Annotated in this window: 15 protein-coding genes; 12 read left to right on the forward strand and 3 right to left on the reverse strand. The window is 66.9% G+C overall.

Annotated elements, in window-relative coordinates; genetic code table 11:
• Positions 1-218 (forward strand): biotin/lipoyl-containing protein (locus ACTJI6_RS09410; RefSeq protein WP_440800082.1); only part of this gene is annotated, 218 nt, incomplete at its 5' end.
• Positions 219-234: 16 nt separating this feature from the next.
• Here the strand turns inward: ACTJI6_RS09410 and ACTJI6_RS09415 are convergent.
• Both ACTJI6_RS09415 and ACTJI6_RS09420 read right to left on the reverse strand, forming a co-directional pair.
• Positions 235-1,632, reverse strand: coding sequence for a hypothetical protein (locus ACTJI6_RS09415; protein WP_440800084.1), 1,398 nt, complete (start codon positions 1,630-1,632; stop codon positions 235-237).
• A gap of 75 nt (positions 1,633-1,707) precedes the next feature.
• Positions 1,708-3,222, reverse strand: coding sequence for a YifB family Mg chelatase-like AAA ATPase (locus tag ACTJI6_RS09420; protein WP_440800086.1), 1,515 nt, complete (start codon positions 3,220-3,222; stop codon positions 1,708-1,710).
• A 123-nt stretch (positions 3,223-3,345) separates the two neighbouring features.
• Here ACTJI6_RS09420 and coaBC point away from each other — a divergent pair, with 123 nt between their 5' ends.
• The 11 genes from coaBC to ACTJI6_RS09475 all read left to right on the forward strand — a co-directional run bounded on the left by coaBC (position 3,346) and on the right by ACTJI6_RS09475 (position 16,156).
• Entirely contained in the window at positions 3,346-4,584 is a 1,239-nt protein-coding gene (coaBC, locus tag ACTJI6_RS09425) for a bifunctional phosphopantothenoylcysteine decarboxylase/phosphopantothenate--cysteine ligase CoaBC (RefSeq protein WP_440800222.1), read from the forward strand.
• A complete protein-coding gene (locus ACTJI6_RS09430) occupies positions 4,581-5,621 on the forward strand; it encodes a cysteine desulfurase family protein (protein WP_440800088.1) in 1,041 nt (346 codons plus the stop codon). Before coaBC ends, ACTJI6_RS09430 begins: the two co-directional genes overlap by 4 nt.
• 30 nt (positions 5,622-5,651) lie before the next feature.
• Positions 5,652-7,172: a Fe-S cluster assembly protein SufB gene (sufB, locus tag ACTJI6_RS09435; RefSeq protein ID WP_126154869.1), complete on the forward strand. Its 1,521-nt coding sequence runs from the start codon at positions 5,652-5,654 to the stop codon at positions 7,170-7,172.
• Positions 7,173-7,232: 60 nt separating this feature from the next.
• Positions 7,233-7,988, forward strand: coding sequence for a Fe-S cluster assembly ATPase SufC (gene sufC / locus ACTJI6_RS09440; RefSeq protein ID WP_126154870.1), 756 nt, complete (start codon positions 7,233-7,235; stop codon positions 7,986-7,988).
• Positions 7,988-9,328 carry a SufB/SufD family protein gene (locus tag ACTJI6_RS09445; protein ID WP_440800090.1) on the forward strand — a complete coding sequence of 447 codons (1,341 nt, stop codon included), beginning with the start codon at positions 7,988-7,990 and terminating at the stop codon, positions 9,326-9,328. The genes sufC and ACTJI6_RS09445 overlap by 1 nt, the downstream gene beginning before the upstream one ends.
• On the forward strand, positions 9,325-9,813 hold the full coding sequence (locus ACTJI6_RS09450; protein ID WP_440800092.1) for a hypothetical protein: 489 nt from the start codon (positions 9,325-9,327) through the stop codon (positions 9,811-9,813). Before ACTJI6_RS09445 ends, ACTJI6_RS09450 begins: the two co-directional genes overlap by 4 nt.
• Positions 9,810-10,403 (forward strand): YIP1 family protein, encoded by a 594-nt coding sequence (locus tag ACTJI6_RS09455; RefSeq protein WP_440800094.1) that lies wholly within the window; start codon positions 9,810-9,812, stop codon positions 10,401-10,403. The genes ACTJI6_RS09450 and ACTJI6_RS09455 overlap by 4 nt, the downstream gene beginning before the upstream one ends.
• Positions 10,400-11,611, forward strand: a complete 1,212-nt coding sequence (locus ACTJI6_RS09460; RefSeq protein WP_440800096.1) for a cysteine desulfurase — start codon at positions 10,400-10,402, stop codon at positions 11,609-11,611. Before ACTJI6_RS09455 ends, ACTJI6_RS09460 begins: the two co-directional genes overlap by 4 nt.
• Before the next feature lie 101 nt (positions 11,612-11,712).
• On the forward strand, positions 11,713-12,927 hold the full coding sequence (locus ACTJI6_RS09465; protein ID WP_440800098.1) for an NAD(P)/FAD-dependent oxidoreductase: 1,215 nt from the start codon (positions 11,713-11,715) through the stop codon (positions 12,925-12,927).
• Between the two features lie 141 nt (positions 12,928-13,068).
• Positions 13,069-15,255, forward strand: coding sequence for an excinuclease ABC subunit UvrB (uvrB, locus tag ACTJI6_RS09470; protein WP_440800100.1), 2,187 nt, complete (start codon positions 13,069-13,071; stop codon positions 15,253-15,255).
• A 127-nt stretch (positions 15,256-15,382) separates the two neighbouring features.
• Positions 15,383-16,156: a hypothetical protein gene (locus tag ACTJI6_RS09475; protein WP_440800102.1), complete on the forward strand. Its 774-nt coding sequence runs from the start codon at positions 15,383-15,385 to the stop codon at positions 16,154-16,156.
• A gap of 54 nt (positions 16,157-16,210) precedes the next feature.
• Here the strand turns inward: ACTJI6_RS09475 and ACTJI6_RS09480 are convergent, their stop codons facing one another.
• Positions 16,211-18,832 carry an ATP-binding protein gene (locus ACTJI6_RS09480; RefSeq protein ID WP_440800104.1) on the reverse strand — a complete coding sequence of 874 codons (2,622 nt, stop codon included), beginning with the start codon at positions 18,830-18,832 and terminating at the stop codon, positions 16,211-16,213.
• Positions 18,833-19,098: the final 266 nt, after the last annotated feature.

Raw genomic sequence — 19,098 nt, forward strand, 5'->3', positions numbered from 1 at the left:
CGAACGCGGGCCATGTCGGCGCGCCGATGCCGGGCGTTGTGGCCTCGGTCGCGGCCACGGCGGGGGCGAAGGTCCGCCAGGGCGACCTGCTGCTGACCATCGAGGCCATGAAGATGGAAACCGGCCTCCACGCCGACCGCGATGGAGTGGTGAAAGCCGTTCACGTCCGACCAGGCGAACAGATCGACGCGAAAGACCTGCTGGTCGAAGTCGAGTGACGCGCCGCCGCGGCCCTTACAGCAGGGTCGCGGCGATCAGCACCCACAGGGTCAGCGCCGTGCCCGTGGTCAGGGCGTAAAGCCCGTTCCAGCGCATCCCGGCATGGCGCGCCTCGACCCCGCCCAGCTTGCCGACCAGCAGCACCGAGGCCGTGAAGGGCGAGGTGTTGCCGCTGATCGCCCAGCCGCCGGTGATCGCCAGGACCATGGCGGTCGGGTGGATGCCAAGCGCCGCGGACGTGGGCAAAAGGGGCACCAGCAGCGACACGGCCAGGATCGGGTTCATGCCGATCTGCCCGGTCAGCGGGATGACCCAGACCAGGGCCGCCAGGATCAGCAGCGGCGGGACGGCCGACAGGTCCGGTCCATGCGCCTGCATGATCGGCACCAGAAGCCAGCTTCCCAGGCTGCCGATGAAGCCCGCCATGAACAGCAGGATGACCTCGCCGCGATAACCTGCCATCTCTCGGGTGGCGAACTGGCCGATCCGCGCGCCCAAGGTGGCGATGCGTCCGCCGGGCAGCGGCGGCAGGGCCAGGATCCAGGCCATCGCGATCAGCGGCACCACGGTCATGACAGCGCCGGTCACGGCGACGCCCGTCGCCAGATGCAGCCCGAAGACACCCCCCACGACGATGCCCAGCAGCATCAGCAGCGGACGCAGGCGCAGCAGCCAGTTGTCGGTTTCCACCGCGCGCGGCGGGGGCGGGGCGGACAGGTGCGGCTTGAACACCGTGTCCAGCAGCCAGCCGATGCCGATCATCAACGCGGAACTGACCAGGCAGAAGGCGACGGCGTTCGGCCAGGATGCGCCAGGGACGACCGTCATCGCCACGGCGATCGACAGCCCCATCGGGGACCAGCACAAGGTCGAGGCGAAACCCCGCTGGACCGCCACCAGCATCCGCCGCAGGCGGTGGCGGCGCAGCTCCTCGTTTCCTTCCCGCGCGGTGCTCTCGGCCGCCAGCGATCCGAGCAGGGAGATGGAGCCATACAGCAGGATCAGCCCGAACAGATGCCCGCCGACCGTCAGCGCCAGATAGCGGCGGCCGGGCGGCTGGCGGGCGAGGAAGCGCCCGCAGTCCAGGATCGCCTGCGATCCGATGGCCGCGCTGCGCAGCGCCGACAGGGCGGTGAACAGCGCGATGATGAAGCCGCCTCGTGTCAGGGCGGTCAGGGTCGCGTCCTGCCAGTCGGCGCGGGTGGCGGCGGCCCAGAGGATCAGGACAACGCCCACAGCGACAAAGGCCAGCCGGGAGAGCGGGGCTGTCATCGAAAACAGCGCCAGAGCGCCGACCAGCAGCATGGCGGCAAGGATGGCGAAGCCTTGCCCGGCGCCGTATTGATGCGGGATCGTCGCCAGCAAGCCGCAAACGGTCAGGATGCCCCCGATCTGGGCGCTTTTGGGGGGCATGGCATGGATCCGTGGTCAGGGTCGCTCTGCCATAGATCCGCCTTGCACGATGTGCAATTCGTCAGCCGCCGCCACTTAGCCGCCCGCCACGAAGGGCAGGCGATAGCTGATCGCCTCGGCCAGATGCGGCGCGCGCACGCTGGCGGACCCGGCCAGGTCGGCGATGGTGCGCGCGGTGCGCAGGATGCGGTGATAGCCGCGCGCGGTCAGGCCCAGCCTTTCCGAGGCCTTCAGGATCAGCGCCCGGCCTTCCTCGTCCGGTGCGGCGATCCGATCCAGCAGGCTGCCCGAGGCCTCGGCATTCACGCGCACCTGGGGGTGGTCGTGGAACCGCGCCGCCTGCACGTCGCGCGCCGCCGCCACCCGCGCCGCGATCTGGACCGAGGTATCGCCGCCCGAGGGCAGTTCCAGGTCCATGAAGCTGACCGCCGGAACCTCCAGCCGCAGGTCGAATCGGTCCATCAGCGGACCCGAGATCTTGCCCATATAGTCAGACCCGCAGGTCGGCGCGCGCGAACAGGCGCGGCTTGCATCGGCCAGATAGCCGCAGCGGCAGGGGTTCGCGGCGGCGATCAGCAGGAAGCGGCAGGGATAGCGGATATGGGCATTGGCGCGGGCCACCACGACCTCGCCCGTCTCGATGGGCTGGCGCAGGGTTTCCAGCACCTGCCGGGGAAATTCGGGAAACTCGTCCATGAACAGGACGCCGTTATGGGCCAGGCTGATCTCGCCCGGCTTGGCGCCGCGCCCGCCGCCGACGATGGCCGCCATCGATGCCGTATGATGCGGTTCGCGGAAGGGCGCGCGGCGGGAAATGCCGCCATCGTCCAGCGTGCCCGCGAGCGAATGGATCATGGATGTCTCCAACGCCTCGGCCGCGCCCAGAGGCGGCATCAGGCCGGGCAGGCGGGCGGCCAGCATCGACTTGCCCGCGCCGGGCGGGCCGACCATCAGCAGATGGTGACGGCCTGCCGCCGCGATCTCCAGCGCGCGCTTGGCGCGTTCCTGGCCCTTCACCTCGGACAGGCAGCCGCCGGTGACGGTGCCGTCGATCATGCCGGGCTGGGCGCGGGCGATGGGCGCGCGGTCGGTCAGGTGGTCGATCACCTCGCGCAGCGTGGCGGGGGCCAGCACCGGGACGGCATCGACCCAGGCGGCTTCCGGGCCGCAGGCGCGGGGGCAGATCAGGGCGCGGTCATCCTCGGCCGCGGCCATGGCGGCGGGCAGGGCGCCCGCGACACCGACCAGCCGCCCGTCAAGCGCCAGTTCGCCCAGGGCCACGCAGCGGGACAGTTCCTCGGACGGGATGATCTCGAGCGCGGCCAGGATCGCAAGCGCGATGGGCAGGTCGAAATGAGAGCCTTCCTTGGGCATGTCGGCGGGCGACAGGTTCACGGTCAGCCGCCGGTTCGGCATGGCGATGGACAGCGACCCGAAGGCAGCCTTGACGCGTTCGCGCGCCTCGGACACGGCCTTGTCGGGCAGGCCGACGATGGCGAAGCCCGGCAGGCCCGCCGCGACGGAACACTGAACCTCGACCAGCCGCGCCTCGATCCCCTCGAAGGCGACCGAATAGGCGATGGCGACCATGGAAACCCCCTTCAATCCCGCCAATGGTTAACGGGCCCGGTTTAAGGAAAGGTTAACGGACGCGATTGCTTGCGAGGGGGGTGCGGGATGGCTATGTGTCTGACGCGGAACGCCAAGGGGGACATGATGAACGGCAAGCGCATCCTGTTGGTCATCGGCGGCGGCATCGCGGCCATGAAGGCGCCGCAACTGATCCGGTTGCTGCGGGCCGAAGGCGCGGCCGTCACCCCGGTCCTGACGCAGGCAGGCGCGCAGTTCACCACGGCGATGACCGTATCCGTCCTGGCCGGAGAGGCCGCGCAGGCGGGCCTGTGGGACATCGCCTCCGAAGCCGAGATCGGCCATATCCAGCTGTCGCGCAATGCCGATCTGGTGGTGGTGGCGCCCGCGACAGCCGACCTGCTGGCCAAGATGGCGCATGGGCTGGCGGACGACCTGGCCTCGACCCTGCTGCTGGCGACCGACAAGCGGGTTCTGGTCGCGCCCGCGATGAACGTGCGGATGTGGCACCATCCGGCGACGCAGCGGAACCTGCGCACCCTGCGCGACGACGGCATCCTGTTCGTCGGACCCGAGGACGGCGACATGGCCTGCGGCGAATTCGGCACCGGCCGCATGTCCGAACCCGAGGCCATCGTTGCCGCGATCCGCGAGGAACTGGCCCCGCCCGCGCCCCTGAAGCTGCTGCCGGAATCGCAGGTGCGGTCGGGCGCGCTGTCGGGGCGGCATGTGATCGTCACGTCGGGCCCCACGCATGAACCCATCGACCCGGTGCGATACATCGCCAACCGATCCTCGGGCGCGCAGGGGACGGCGATCGCCGCCGCGTTGCGCGACATGGGTGCGCGGGTCAGTTTCGTCACCGGACCGGCCGAGATCGCCCCGCCCGAGGGCGTGACGGTGATCCGTGTCCAGACCGCCCGGCAGATGCGCGATGCCGTCGAGGCCGCGCTGCCCGCCGATGCGGCGGTGATGGCGGCGGCGGTGGCCGACTGGCGGATCAAGAATTCCTGGGCGAAGAAGATGAAGAAGGACGGGTCGGGCAAGCCTCCGTCGCTGGAAATGACCGAAAACCCGGACATCCTGGCCTGGGTCAGCCAGGCGGGCGCACGGCGTCCCCGGCTGGTGGTGGGCTTCGCGGCTGAAACCAACGACGTGGTGGCCCATGCCACCGACAAGCGGCTGCGCAAGGGCTGCGACTGGATCGTCGCCAACGATGTCAGCGAAGGCACCGGCATCATGGGCGGCGCGGAAAACGCCGTCACCGTCATCACCGAGGACGGCCCCGAGGAATGGCCGCGCATGGCCAAGGACGCCGTGGCCCGAAAGCTGGCCCAGAAGATCGCCGGGGTGATCGGATGAGAACCTATCTGGACTGGAACGCCACCACTCCTCTGCGCCCCGAGGCGAAGGCCGCGATGCGCGAGGGGATGGAGATCGTCGGCAATCCGTCCTCGGTCCATACCGAGGGGCGGGCGGCGAAGATGGCGATGGAACGCGCCCGCGAACAGGTCGCCGCTGCCTTGGGGGCCGAAGGCGCGGACGTGATCTTCACCTCGGGCACGACCGAGGCTGCGGCGATGGTGCTGGCGGGCCGGGGGATCCATTGCGCGCCGGTCGAACACAGCGCCGTCAAGGTCTGGTGCGATCAGGATCTGGCGGTGGACGGGAACGGGATCGTCATTGTGCCCGATCCGGCGAATGCCAGCCTGCAACTGGCCAATAACGAAACCGGCGTGATCCAGGACTTGCCCCAGGGGCTGGCCTCCAGCGACCTGACCCAGGCCTTCGGCAAGGTGCCCTTTGCTTTCAACTGGCTGGGCGTCACGGCGGGCTTTGTCAGCGCGCACAAGCTGGGGGGGCCGAAGGGCATCGGCGCCCTGATCGTGAAGCGCGGCACCGATATTCCCGCACTGATCCGGGGCGGCGGGCAGGAACAGGGCCGGCGTGGCGGGACCGAGAACCTGATCGGCATCCTGGGATTCGCCGCCGCCGCCGCCGCCGCGCAGCGCGAACTGGACGCCGGGCTATGGGATCAGGTCGCCGAACGCCGCGACGCGTTGGAGGATCGGCTGCTGGCGGCGGCGCCCGGCGCAATGATTGCCGGAAAGGGCGCGAAACGCTTGCCGAACACGACCTGCCTTCTTACATCGGGCTGGAAGGGTGAAACCCAGGTCATGCAGATGGATCTGGCGGGCTTTGCGATTTCGGCGGGGTCGGCCTGTTCCTCGGGCAAGGTCCGGGCCAGCGGCGTCTTGCAGGCCATGGGTTTCGACGACAAGGCCGCGCAATCGGCAATTCGGATATCCATAAGCCCGGCTGTGGGCGACGATCAGGTGAACCGATTTGCGGAAGCGTGGGAAAGCGCGTATTCACGCTGGCGCGACAGGAATGGCTAGGTGACCCCCCGGCCAATGGAAGGACAAAGGATGAACGAGATCACCGATCTTGAGGTGCGCGAGGGCGTCGACCGTGAAACGGTCGAGACCGTGCAGAACATGGGCAGCTATAAATATGGCTGGGACACCGAGATCGAGATGGAATATGCCCCCAAGGGGCTGTCCGAGGATATCGTCCGCCTGATCTCGCAGAAGAACGGCGAACCGGAATGGATGACGGAATGGCGGCTCGAGGCGTATCGCCGCTGGCTGACCATGACCGAACCGAAATGGGCGATGCTGAACTATCCCCAGATCGACTATCAGGACCAGTATTACTATGCCCGCCCGAAAAGCATGGAGGTGAAGCCCAAGTCGTTGGACGAGGTGGATCCCAAGCTGCTGGCGACCTATGAAAAGCTGGGCATCCCCCTGAAGGAACAGATGATCCTGGCGGGGGTCGAGGGCGCCGACGAGGCCCCGGCCGAAGGCCGCCGCGTGGCGGTCGATGCGGTGTTCGACAGCGTGTCGGTGGGCACGACCTTCAAGGACGAGCTTGCCAAGGCGGGCGTGATCTTCTGTTCGATCAGCGAGGCGATCCGCGAGCATCCCGAACTGGTGAAGAAATACCTGGGGTCGGTGGTGCCGCAGTCCGACAACTATTTCGCGACTCTGAACAGCGCGGTGTTTTCGGACGGATCCTTCGTCTATGTTCCGAAGGGGGTGCGCTGCCCGATGGAGCTGTCCACCTATTTCCGCATCAACGCGGAAAACACCGGGCAGTTCGAACGCACCCTTATCATTGCGGATCAAGGGTCTTATGTCAGCTATCTCGAAGGCTGCACGGCACCCAAGCGCGACACGAACCAGCTTCATGCGGCGGTCGTGGAAATCGTCATCCTGCAAGACGCCGAGGTCAAGTATTCGACCGTCCAGAACTGGTTCCCCGGCGATGAGGAAGGCCGGGGCGGCATCTACAACTTCGTCACCAAGCGCGCCGACTGCCGCGAGGCGCGGGCCAAGGTGATGTGGACGCAGGTGGAAACCGGGTCGGCGATCACCTGGAAATACCCGTCCTGCATCCTGCGCGGCGACGAGTCGCAGGGCGAGTTCTATTCGATCGCCATCGCCAACAACTTCCAGCAGGCGGATACCGGGACCAAGATGATCCATCTTGGTAAGAACACCCGATCTCGCATTGTTTCCAAAGGGATTTCGGCGGGCCAGGCGCAGAACACCTATCGCGGGCTTGTGTCGATGCACCCGCGCGCGACCAACAGCCGCAACTATACCCAATGCGACAGCCTGCTGATCGGCGACAAATGCGGGGCGCATACCGTGCCCTATATCGAGGTGAAGAACACCTCCAGCCGCGTGGAGCACGAGGCGACGACCAGCAAGGTCGATGACGACCAGCTGTTCTATTGCCGCCAGCGCGGCATGGACGAGGAAGAGGCCGTGGCCCTGGTCGTTAACGGCTTCTGCCGCGAGGTCTTGCAGGCCCTGCCGATGGAATTCGCCATGGAGGCGCAGTCGCTGGTCGCCATTTCGCTGGAAGGCTCGGTCGGCTGAGGCCGCAGGAACATGATGATGGTGCCGCAGGCACCGCCGCCACCATCCGATGAGGAAAAGATGCTGAAAATCGACAACTTGCATGTGAAACTTGAGGAAGAGGACAAGCAGATCCTGAAGGGTCTGTCGCTGGAGGTTCCCGCCGGTCAGGTTCATGCGATCATGGGGCCGAACGGGTCCGGCAAATCCACGCTGTCCTATGTCCTGTCGGGCCGCGACGGCTATGAGGTGACCGAAGGGTCCGCGACGCTGGACGGCGAAAGCCTGCTGGACATGGAACCCGAGGAACGCGCCGCCGCCGGCCTGTTCCTGGCCTTCCAATATCCGGTCGAGATCCCCGGCGTCGGCAACATGACCTTCCTGCGCACCGCCGTGAACGCGCAGCGCAAGGCGCGCGGCGAAGCCGAACTGTCCTCGGGCGAGTTCCTGAAGATCGTACGCGCCAAGGCCGCCGAATTGCAGATCAGCCCCGACATGCTGAAGCGCCCGGTCAACGTGGGCTTCTCGGGCGGGGAAAAGAAGCGCAACGAGATCCTGCAAATGGCCATGCTGGAACCCCGTATGTGCATCATGGACGAGACCGATTCGGGTCTGGACGTGGATGCGATGCGGCTGGTGTCGGACGGGGTGAACGCGCTGCGCGGCCCCGACCGCAGCTTCCTGGTCATCACGCATTATCAGCGCCTGCTGAACCACATTCAGCCCGATGTCGTGCATATCATGGCCGATGGCCGGATCGTCAAATCGGGCGGTCCCGAACTGGCCTTGCAAGTCGAGGAAGAAGGCTATGGCGATCTGCTGGCGGAGGCCCGCTGATGGCGGACGCGGCAGTCAGGACCAAGGACCAGACCCCGACCGTCGAGGGATCGCCCAAGCCCGCCAATGCGCTTGACGCGCGGCTGGCGGCGCTGACCCTGCCGCAGGGTGGCTTCACGGCGGCGGCGCGCCGGGACGCGCTGGCGCGGTTGCGCGAGATGGGCTTGCCCGGTCCGCGCGACGAATACTGGCGCTATACCGATCCGCGCGCCTTCAATGCGCCGGTCCCCCAGCCCATCCCGCTGCTGGACAAAGAGGCGGATTCGCCGCTGTTCGGTGACCGCGACCGGCTGAAGCTGGTTTTCGTGGACGGGCGCTTCGACGCCGCCGCTTCGGACGATCTGGCGCTTGAGGGGATCCAGATCGACACTCTGGCCGATGCCGACACCCGGCAGGACCATTGGGCGGCCGATCTGTATGGCAGGCTTGAAACGGCGGGCCAGACCCCGGTGCGCCGTCCCTTCGCCGCGCTGAACACGGCCGCGGCAGCGGACGGTGTGCTGATCCGCGTCACATCGTCGCCCGCTCGCCCGGTCCATGTCGTCCACCGCCGCGCGTCCGAGGATGCGGATGTCGTCTGGCACCACGTCATCCGGGTCGAGGAGGGCGCCGAGCTGACCTTCCTGGAAACCGGCATGGTCGGCGCGCGGTCCAATGGCGTGATCGAGGCCGACCTGCGCCCCGGCGCCCGGCTGCACCACATCACCGCCAAGCGCGCGGGGCACCAGAAGCTGGGCCTGTCGCATCTGTTCGTGCGCGTGGCCGAGGGCGCGCTGCTGAAAAGCTTCTGCCTGTCGGTCAACGGCACGCTGATGCGGCACGAGGCGGTGATCGACATCGCGGGCGACGACGCGGTGGCCCATATCGCCGCCGCCGTGCTGGGCGACGGCAATGTCGGGGCGTTCCATCACGACGACACCGTGTTCATCACCCATGGCGCAGAACGCTGCGAAAGCCGCCAGGTCTTCAAGAAGGTGCTGAAGAACGGTGCCGAGGGCGTGTTTCAGGGCAAGATCCTGGTCAAGCCCGGCGCCCAGAAGACCGACGGATATCAGATCAGCCAGGCGCTGCTGCTGGATGAACGCAGCCAGTTCCTGGCCAAGCCGGAACTGGAAATCTACGCGGACGACGTGAAATGCTCGCATGGATCGACCACCGGCGCGATTGATGAGGAGGCGCTGTTCTATCTCCGCTCTCGCGGGGTGCCGTACGGGCGGGCCATCGTGTTCCTGGTGCTGTCCTTCCTGGCCGACGCGCTTGAGGAGATCGAGGACGAGGATCTGCGGGCCGAGATCAACGACCGGCTGGAAGCATGGCTGACCCTTCACGCCACGCAATGAGCAGGGGGGGCATCGTCCCCCGCATGCTGCAAAGCTGGGTGGCCCCGCGCCGGGTGGTGCGGGGCCTTTCCGACATGCCGGAACGGGTCAAGCTGGCGGTGCTGATGGCGGCGATGCTGATCTTCCTGATCGCGCAGGCCCCCGCCAATGCGCGGCTGGCGCAGATCGACCCCTCGGTCCCGTTCCAGGCACGGATGGGCGGCGCGTTGCTGGCGGTGATGTTCATGATGCCGATCCTGGCCTATGCCCTGGCCGGGCTGGTCGCGGCCCTGTCGCGGCTCAGCCCGTGGCGGCTGACGCCCGAAGATTCGCGCCTTGCCCTGTTCTGGGCGCTGCTGGCCGTCGCGCCCGCGATGCTGCTGGCCGGTCTGGTCGCGGGGCTGGTGGGGCAGGGACCGGGCCTGACCCTGGTCCGCGCCGCCTGCGGCCTTGGTTTTCTGATGATCTGGGGCGCCGGCCTTTCGGCGCTGGCGAGGAAAGCATGAGTTTCGACGACTTCAAGGCCCTGGTCGGTTTGTCCTTCCGCGATCCGCAGGCAGCGGCCCATGCGCTGATGGCGCAGGGCTGGCCGGTCCAGGCCCGCTGGATGGCGCTGATCGCGGCGGTGTCCGTTTCCGCGTTGCTGGCCTCGCTTGCCGCCATGCTGGTTGGCGGCGCGGACCCTCAGGGGACGCAGGTCGTGATGCTCAGCCGTCAGCCCATGGCGCTGGCCGCCATGCAGCTTGTCGCCATCGTCTTGGCGGCCGGGCTGATGTCGGGCGTCGGCCGCCTGTTCGGCGGCCACGGCCGGTTCGAGGACGCGCTGCTGCTGACCGTCTGGATCGAGGTTCTGCTGCTGCTGATCCAGGTCGTCCAACTGGTCCTGTCCTTGGTCCTGCCCGGCGTGGCGGGCCTGCTGGGCCTGGCTGCCATCGCGTTGTTCCTGTGGCTGACGGTGCAGTTCACCAAGGCGCTGCACGGGTTCCGCAACAGCGCGAAGGTCGCTTTGGGCCTGATCGGCACCGCCTTCGTGGCGGGCTTCATCCTGTCGCTGATCGCGGCCGCCCTGGGTATCCTGCCGGAGATAGCGCAATGAGCTTTGATGTCGATCGTGTCCGCGCCGATTTCCCGATCCTGTCGCGGCAGGTGAACAACCGCCCGCTGGTCTATCTGGACAGCGGCGCCAGCGCCCAGAAGCCGCGCCAGGTGATCGAGGCGATCACCCGCGCCTATGAGGGCGAATATGCCAATGTCCATCGCGGCCTGCATTTCCTGTCGAACCTCGCGACCGACAATTACGAACGCGTCCGCGCCATCATCGCCCGTTTCCTGAACGCCCCGCATGAAGACGAGGTGATCTTCACCAGCGGATCCACCGAAGGCATCAACCTGGTCAGCTATGGTTGGGCCGCGCCCCGGTTCCAGCCCGGGGACGAGATCGTGCTGTCGGTGCTGGAACACCACGCCAATATCGTGCCCTGGCATTTCCTGCGTGAACGCCAGGGGGTGGTGCTGAAGTGGGTCGAACCCGAAGCAGACGGCAGCCTGCCGGCTGATAAGGTGCTGGCCGCCGTGGGGCCGCGTACGAAACTGATCGCGGTCACGCATATGTCGAACGTCACCGGAACCATCGTCGATGTGGGCGCCATCGCGCGGGGCACCGATGTGCCGGTGCTGGCCGATGGCAGCCAGGCGGCTGTCCATATGCCGGTCGATCTGGCGGCGCTTGGCGTCGATTTCTACTGCATCACCGGGCACAAGCTGTATGGTCCCTCGGGGTCGGGCGCGATGTGGATCCGCCGTGCACGCCAGGCCGAGATGCGCCCCTTTCTGGGCGGCGGCGACATGATCCGCACGGTCACCCGCGACGCCATCGACTATGCCGACCCGCCCCTGCGGTTCGAGGCGGGAACCCCCGGCATCGTCAACCAGATCGGCTTGGGCGCGGCGCTGGAATACCTCATGGATCTGGGTATGGAAAATATCGCCGCCCATGAACGCACCCTGCGCGACTACGCCCGCGACCGGCTGCGCAGCCTGAACTGGCTGCAGATCCAGGGCGACGCGCCGGACAAGGGCGCGATCTTCTCGATGACCATGCAGGGCGCCCATGCGCATGACCTGTCCACCATCCTCGACAAGCGCGGCATTGCCGTGCGGGCGGGCAGCCATTGCGCCATGCCGCTGATGGAGTTCTTTGGAATCACCGCAAGCGCCCGCGCCTCTTTCGCGATGTACAATGCCAGGCAGGAAGTGGACGCTTTGGTCGAAGGATTGAGCTTCTGCCGAGAGCTTTTCGCCTGAATCTTGCAAAGTTTTGAAAGGTCGCCGAAGATCGTGCGATAATCCTTGCCCGATTCGACCGATATCTGCATCCCTGATCCAAACTTGGTCAGGGGAAGGACATGGCAGAGATTCTGGTTCTGGGTGCGGGCATGGTCGGCGTCACGACCGGACTGGCCTTGCAGGCGCGCGGCCATCAGGTGACCATCGTCGAACGCGGCGTGCCGGGGCGGGAAACCAGCTATGGCAATGCCGGTCTGATCCAGACCGAGGCGGTCGAGCCCTATGCCATGCCCCTGGCGCCCGGTGCGCTGATCCAGATCGCGCTTGGCCGGGGCTATGACGTGAAATGGAACGTCGGCGGGCTGCTGTCGCAACTCAACGCCGTCTGGACTTATGCGCTGAACTCGCTGCCTGCGGGCCATCGCCGTGCAACGTTGACCTGGGGCAAGCTGATCCGCCAGTCGACCGACCGCCACGCGCCGCTGGTCGCCGCTGCGGGCGCCGACAACATCATCCGCCGCCACGGCTATATCGAGGTGCACCGGACGCCCGCGCGCATGGAAAAGGCCCGCGTCACCGCCAAGCGGTTCATGGATGAATTCGGAGTCGAGGCCAAGCTGATGGACGGCAAGGCCCTGCGCGCCCTGGAACCGGCCATCAAGATCGAGGTGGAGGGCGCGACCCATTGGGCCGACGCCTGGACCTGTTCCGATCCCGGCGGGCTGGTCGCGGCCTATGCGGCGCTGTTCGAACGCCAGGGGGGGCGGATCGTCAACGCCGACGCGGGCGACCTGCATCGCGTGGGCAACGGCTGGCAGGTGGACGAGCATACTGGCGAACATGCCGTCGTGGCGCTCGGCCCCTGGTCGCCGATGCTGCTGCAACGCTTCGGCCTGACCGTGCCGATGGTGTTCAAGCGCGGCTATCACCGCCACTACCACATGGAGACACCGCCCAATCACCCGATTGCCGATTTCGGCAATTCGGTGGTGCTGTCGCCCATGCGTCGCGGTCTGCGCATCGCCACCGCCGCCGAACTGACCAGCCACCCGCGCCTGACCCCTCCGCAACTGAAGCACGGCGAAAAGGCCGCGCGGGAACTGTTCGACATCGGCGCCCCGGTCGAGGCCGAGCCCTGGACCGGCCGCCGCCCCTGCATCCCCGACATGCTGCCGGTGATCGGCCGCGTCCCCGACCAGCCGAACCTCTGGGCGCATTTCGGCCACGGCCATCAGGGTTTTACTCTGGGTCCGGTCACAGCCGAGATCATCGCCGACGAAATCGACGGCAAACAGGGATGGGCAGAGTTGCAACCCGCACGGTTCAAGCGCTAGGCCCTTTGCCTATCCTCGGGGGTGAATTGGCCGCAGGCCAAGAGGGGGGCGAGCGCCCCCTGCTGCCGCTTTCCGTCAGCAGCCCCGGTTGACTTCTGCCGTGGCGACCACACCTTTGGGTTCTGCCGAAAAGGACGCCCGATGGGTCACAACAACACCAACGCCCCGACCATGCGATTCGCCGAAGTCACCCGCCCCAAGCTGGAAGGCGGGCGGCGCTTCGTGATGAAAAGCGAATTCCAGCCTGCGGGCGACCAGCCCACCGCCATCGCCGAACTGACCGGTGGCGTACAAGCGGGCGAGCGTGACCAGGTGCTGCTGGGCGCGACCGGCACCGGCAAGACCTTCACCATGGCCAAGGTGATCGAGGCGACGCAGCGCCCCGCCATCATCTTGGCGCCGAACAAGACGCTGGCCGCCCAGCTTTACGGCGAATTCAAGGGCTTCTTTCCCGACAACGCGGTCGAATATTTCGTCAGCTACTACGACTATTACCAGCCCGAGGCCTATGTGCCGCGCAGCGACACCTATATCGAGAAGGAAAGCCAGATCAACGAGGCCATCGACCGGATGCGCCACTCGGCCACGCGGGCGCTTCTGGAACGCGACGACGTGATTATCGTCGCTTCGGTCTCCTGCATCTACGGCATCGGCTCGGTCGAGACCTATTCGGCGATGACGCAGGACATGGTGGTGGGCGACAGCTATGACCAGCGGGAATTCCTGTCCCAGCTTGTCGCCCAGCAATACCGCCGCCTGGACGCGGCCTTCCAGCGCGGCGGCTTCCGGGTGCGCGGCGACGTGGTCGAGGTCTGGCCCGCCCACCTGGAAGACCGCGCCTGGCGTTTCGATTTCTTCGGCAACGAGCTTGAGGCGATCACCGAATTCGATCCGCTGACCGGGCAGAAGACCGACAATTTCCGCCAGATCCGCATCTATGCGAACAGCCACTATGTCACCCCGCGCCCTACGCTGCAGCAGGCGATCAAGGGCATCAAGGCGGAATTGCAGGGGCGGCTGAAGCAGTTGGTGGACGAAGGCAAGCTGCTGGAAGCCCAGCGGCTGGAACAGCGCACCAATTTCGATCTGGAGATGCTGGAGGCCACCGGCGTCTGCAACGGCATCGAGAACTATTCCCGCTATCTGACCGGGCGCGCGCCGGGCGAACCGCCCCCCACGCTGTTCGAGTTCATCCCCGACAACGCCATCGTCTTTGCCGACGAATCGCATGTCTCGGTGCCGCAGATCGGCGGCATGTATCGCGGTGACTTCCGGCGCAAGTTCACGCTGGCCGAACACGGCTTCCGCCTGCCCAGCTGCATGGACAACCGCCCGCTGAAGTTCGAGGAATGGGACGCGATGCGCCCGCAATCGGTCTTTGTCAGCGCCACCCCCGCGCAATGGGAGCTGGACCAGACCGGCGGCGTCTTCACCGAGCAGGTTATCCGCCCGACCGGCCTTCTGGACCCGCAGATCGAGATCCGCCCCGTGGAAATGCAGGTGGACGACCTGCTGGACGAGATCCGCAAGGTCAGCGCGGCGGGGCTGCGCACGCTGGTCACGACCTTGACCAAGCGCATGGCCGAGGATCTGACCGAATATTTCCACGAACAGGGCATCCGTATCCGCTACATGCACAGCGACATCGACACGATCGAGCGGATCGAGATCCTGCGCGACCTGCGCCTGGGCGCCTTCGACGTGCTGGTGGGCATCAACCTGCTGCGCGAGGGGCTGGACATTCCGGAATGCGGTCTGGTGGCGATCCTGGATGCCGACAAGGAAGGCTTCCTGCGCAGCGAAACCTCGCTGATCCAGACCATCGGCCGCGCAGCACGCAACGCCGACGGGCGCGTCATCATGTATGCCGACCGCATCACCGGCAGCATGGAACGCGCGATGGCGGAAACCGAACGCCGCCGTGCCAAGCAGATGGCCTATAACGAGGCCCACGGCATCACCCCCCAAACCGTCCGCAAGAACGTCGAGGATGTGCTGGCGGGCCTGTGGCAGGGCGATACCGACCAGTCGCGCGTGACGGCGAAGATCGACAAGCCGATGGTCGGCGCCAACCTGGCCGCCCATCTGGACGCCCTGCGCGCGCAGATGCGCAAGGCCGCCGAGAACCTGGAATTCGAGGAAGCCGCGCGGATCCGCGACGAGGTGAAGCGCCTGGAAGCCGTGGAACTGGCCGTGGCGGACGATCCGCTGGCGCGTCAGTCGGTGATCGAGGAGGCGGCCGAGGATGCCGTCAAGGCCTCGGGCCGGTCCACGGCGGGCAGGGCGGGACAACGCGGCGGCAACAAGCGGTCCAAGCGGCGGCGCTAGGGCCGGAACCGGCTGCTTCCCTTCACGACTTCGTGCGAATCGGCGTCCGTGTTACGGTGCCAAAGCAGACTGGTCGGTTTGCTTTGGTTTAACGATACCGGGGGTTCCGCAGATGGACATCAAGCGAATGACGACTGCCTTCTTTCTTGCGATGGCAGCGACTCCTGCACTGTCCGCCACGATGCATGTGCACGATTCGAACGGCATGCTGGGCACGGTCGATACGACGACCGGCGCGGTGTCCGTCATCGGCGACATGGGCGTGGTGATGACCGATATTGCCTTCGATCCGACGGGCAACCTTTACGGGATGAGCTTTACGAGCCTCTACCGTATCGATCCCGGCTCCGGGGTCAGCACCCTGATCGGCGCCCATGGGATCAGCAGCGGAAACGCCCTTGTGTTCGGCGCTGACGGCACGCTGTACGGGGCTGGGAATGCAACGACCAATATCTATACCCTGAACACGATGACCGGGGTGGGAAGCTCGCTCGGCTCCATCGGGTTCTATTCGGGCGGCGATCTGGCTTTCGTGGGAAGCGATTTCTATCTCGCATCCAGCGCGAACCAATTGGTCAAGATCGATCTGGGCAATCCGGGCGGCACCGCGGCCGTTGGTTCGTTCGGCGTCAGCGATGTCTTCGGGCTGGCGACGGCGCCTGGGGGCAGGCTGTATGGCGTGGCCGGCACCTCGATCTATGAGGTGGACGTGACGACCGGGCTTGCGACGAATCCGCTGTCTTTCGCGGGGCACGGCCTGGGGATCGCCTATGGGCAGAGCTTCTATACGGAATCCGGCGCCGAACCCGCGCCCGTTCCGGTCCCGCCCGCCGGGGTGCTGTTGGCGGGTGGGCTTGTGCTGCTGGGCAGGGCCAGGCGGCGCGGCAAGGCCCTGGCCTGACCGCCTGTCACAAGGAACCACGGGCCGCGGCAACCCCGCTGCGGCCCGCGCCGTTCAGGCCAGCATCGCGCCGATCTTGCGCGCCAGTTGGTCGAAGCTGAAGGGTTTGGCCAGGAAGTTGCCGCCCGCCCTGATCCGTTCGTCGGTTTCCGAGGATTCGCCCGTATAACCGCTGGTGAACACGACCTTCAGATCGCCCCGGATCCGGCGGGCCTGTTCGATCAGCTGCGGTCCGGTCATCTGCGGCATCACCACATCCGTGAACAGCAGCGCGATGTCGTCGCGCCGCGCCAGGATGTCCAGCGCCGCCGAGCCCGACGCCGCCTCCAGCACGGTATAGCCCAGGTCGCGCAGCGCGGCGACGGTGAAGGCGCGAACGCGTTCCTCGTCCTCGACCACCAGGATCACCTGGTCGGGGCGTCCGGTCGGCACGTCGTCCGCCTGATCGCCCGACACCTGGTTCTCCTGGTCCAGGCAGCGCGGCAGATACAGGTCGACCGAGGTGCCCTGGCCGACCTGCGAACGGATCGAGACATGGCCGCCCGATTGGCGGATGAAGCCGTAGACCTGGCTCAGCCCCAGGCCGGTGCCGCGCCCGGTGGGCTTGGTGGTGAAGAACGGATCGAAGGCCTTGGCCAGAACCTCGGGCGTCATGCCGCTGCCGGTGTCGCGGACCCGGATCCGCACATAGGCCCCCGGTTCGGCCCCCAGGTCGCGCGCCGCACTGGCGTCCAAGCGGATATTGGCAGTTTCCAGCGCGACCTGTCCCCCGTCCGGCATGGCGTCGCGGGCGTTCACGGCCAGGTTGATGATGGCGTTTTCCAGTTGGTTGGGATCGACGCGCGTGGTCCACAGCGCCGGTTGCAGCCCGGTTTCCAGCACGACTGTTTCGCCCAGCGACCGCGACAGCATGTCCGACAGCCCGGCCAGCAGGGCGTTGGCATCGACCACCGCCGGTTCCAGCGGCTGCTGGCGCGAAAAGGCCAGCAGGCGTTGGGTCAGCGCGGCGGCGCGGTTGGCCCCGTCCAGGGCGCCCTCGATAAAGGGGCCGACATCGGCATTCCCGCGCGCAAGCTGGCGCTGCGTCAGGTTCAGGCCGCTGATGACGATGGCCAGCATGTTGTTGAAGTCATGCGCGATGCCGCCCGTCAACTGACCCACGGCCTCCATCTTCTGCAACTGGCGCAGCTGGCGTTCGGCGGCTTCGCGCCGTTCGAATTCCTCGCGCAGGACGATCTCTCGATGGGCCAGCGCGGCCTCTTGTTCCTCGACCCGGCGATTGAGGCTTTGCAGCGCCTCGGCCCGATCGATGGCAAGCCAGGTTTGCTGGACGATTTCCGTGGCCAGGGCGATCTCGGACCCGGTCCAGACGCGCACCGCAGCCTGGTGAAGATAGATCCCCGCCGCCCATTTGCCGTCCGTCAGCAGCGGCACGCAAATCCCCGCCAGAACGCCTTCGCGGGCATAGGGCAGCAGGCCGCCATCCGCATCGACGCGGCTGTCGCCGAAGACCAGAGAACGGCCTGCCCGGCGTTCGCGGTCGGCATGGCTGCCATAGTGATCGGTGGCCTGGTGTCCTTCCAGCGGGGGCAGGGTGCCGTCCGTCCAGGACGCCTGATGGCAGATGCTCTGCGGCCCGGTCAGCCGGTAGAAGCCGACGCGGTTCACGCCCAGCCGCTTGCCCAGAGCCTCGGACGAGGCGCGCAGGATCTCCTGCGGATCGGTCTGCATCCGCTGCCGGGCGATCTGGTCCAGGACGAATTCGCGTTCCTCTTTCGCGGCGCGCAGTTGCAGTTCGGCCTCTTTCAGGGGGGTGATGTCATAGCTGACGCCGGGCAGGCGGGCGCAGCGCCCGTCCGGTCCGGGAATGCAGCGCCCTTGGGCCGAGACCCACGAGACCGAGCCGTCCTGGCGCAGCAGCCGGTATTCCGACGCGAAGGTGCCGACGCTGCGCAGCGCCTCGGCGATCTCGGTCTCGACGCGGTGGCGGTCATCGGGATGGATGCCGCCGAAGAAGTCCTCGATTGCGGCGCCCTGGACGGCCAGGGCGGGATCGACCCCGTAAAGGCGGGCAAAGCGGCTGTCGGCGGTGACGCGGTTGGCGATCACGTCCCAGTCCCAGGTGCCGACGCTGTTGCCCGACGACATGGCCAGGTCCAGCCGTTCGTCCGCTTCGGCCCGCGCGCGTTCGGCTAGGATCCGGTCGGTGGTTTCCCCGGTGACGCAGAGCAGCCCGGCGATGCGTCCTCGGGCGTCGAAGGCGGGCGAATAGGTGAAGGTCCAGTAGCTTTCCTCGGGCAGGCCCCGGCGGCTGAGATCCAGCCGCATGTCCACGACCTGCTGGCTTTCCCCGCGCAGGCAGCCTTCGACCAGCGGCAGGATGTCGTCCCAGATGCTGGCCCACAGATCGCGAAAGGGCCGGCCCACCGCACCATCGGCCCGATAGCCCAGGATCGGCACATAGGCATCGTTATAGAACGAGATCAGCTGCGGTCCCCAGGCCAGATACATGGGCGTGGGGCAGGCCAGCATGGTGGCCAGGATCGCCCGCAGATCGGCGGGCCAGCCCGCCAGCGGCCCCAACGGGCTGTCCGACCAGTCGCGCGCCGCGATGTCGCGCGCCACACTGCTGATGCGGGCAGGCAGCCAGTCGCCCGAAGGCTGTTCGACATTCATCCGTTCTTCCAATCGCGCGCCTGCTGGCAGAATCGCCCGGTTCGAGGGGCTGCCGCATGGCGGCAATATTCGCGCTTGGTCGGTCCGCCGCAAGTCCCTGTCATTCCCCTGGCCGGGACGGCGGTGGGAACCCGAAGGTCCGGGTTCCCCCCTTGCAGGCCGTTACTGCCAGCTTTTCGCCAGTTCGTCATAGCTGATGGTGGGGCGGCAAGGTTGAAGGGAGCCTGATGCGGCGTCGTGCAGGGTCCAGGATGGAGGGGACGGAT

The organism is Paracoccus sp. 22332 (assembly GCF_052045125.1).
Taxonomy (GTDB): Bacteria; Pseudomonadota; Alphaproteobacteria; order Rhodobacterales; family Rhodobacteraceae; genus Paracoccus; species Paracoccus haematequi_A.

Coding starts and splice junctions, on each gene's coding strand:
- sufB (WP_126154869.1), top strand. CDS start 5,652: ATGAACGAGATCACCGATCTTGAGGTGCGCGAGGGCGTCGACCGTGAA.
- ACTJI6_RS09480 (WP_440800104.1), bottom strand. CDS start 18,832: ATGAATGTCGAACAGCCTTCGGGCGACTGGCTGCCTGCCCGCATCAGC.
- sufC (WP_126154870.1), top strand. CDS start 7,233: ATGCTGAAAATCGACAACTTGCATGTGAAACTTGAGGAAGAGGACAAG.
- ACTJI6_RS09455 (WP_440800094.1), top strand. CDS start 9,810: ATGAGTTTCGACGACTTCAAGGCCCTGGTCGGTTTGTCCTTCCGCGAT.
- uvrB (WP_440800100.1), top strand. CDS start 13,069: ATGGGTCACAACAACACCAACGCCCCGACCATGCGATTCGCCGAAGTC.
- ACTJI6_RS09415 (WP_440800084.1), bottom strand. CDS start 1,632: ATGCCCCCCAAAAGCGCCCAGATCGGGGGCATCCTGACCGTTTGCGGC.
- ACTJI6_RS09450 (WP_440800092.1), top strand. CDS start 9,325: ATGAGCAGGGGGGGCATCGTCCCCCGCATGCTGCAAAGCTGGGTGGCC.
- ACTJI6_RS09430 (WP_440800088.1), top strand. CDS start 4,581: ATGAGAACCTATCTGGACTGGAACGCCACCACTCCTCTGCGCCCCGAG.
- ACTJI6_RS09465 (WP_440800098.1), top strand. CDS start 11,713: ATGGCAGAGATTCTGGTTCTGGGTGCGGGCATGGTCGGCGTCACGACC.
- coaBC (WP_440800222.1), top strand. CDS start 3,346: ATGATGAACGGCAAGCGCATCCTGTTGGTCATCGGCGGCGGCATCGCG.
- ACTJI6_RS09475 (WP_440800102.1), top strand. CDS start 15,383: ATGACGACTGCCTTCTTTCTTGCGATGGCAGCGACTCCTGCACTGTCC.
- ACTJI6_RS09460 (WP_440800096.1), top strand. CDS start 10,400: ATGAGCTTTGATGTCGATCGTGTCCGCGCCGATTTCCCGATCCTGTCG.
- ACTJI6_RS09445 (WP_440800090.1), top strand. CDS start 7,988: ATGGCGGACGCGGCAGTCAGGACCAAGGACCAGACCCCGACCGTCGAG.
- ACTJI6_RS09420 (WP_440800086.1), bottom strand. CDS start 3,222: ATGGTCGCCATCGCCTATTCGGTCGCCTTCGAGGGGATCGAGGCGCGG.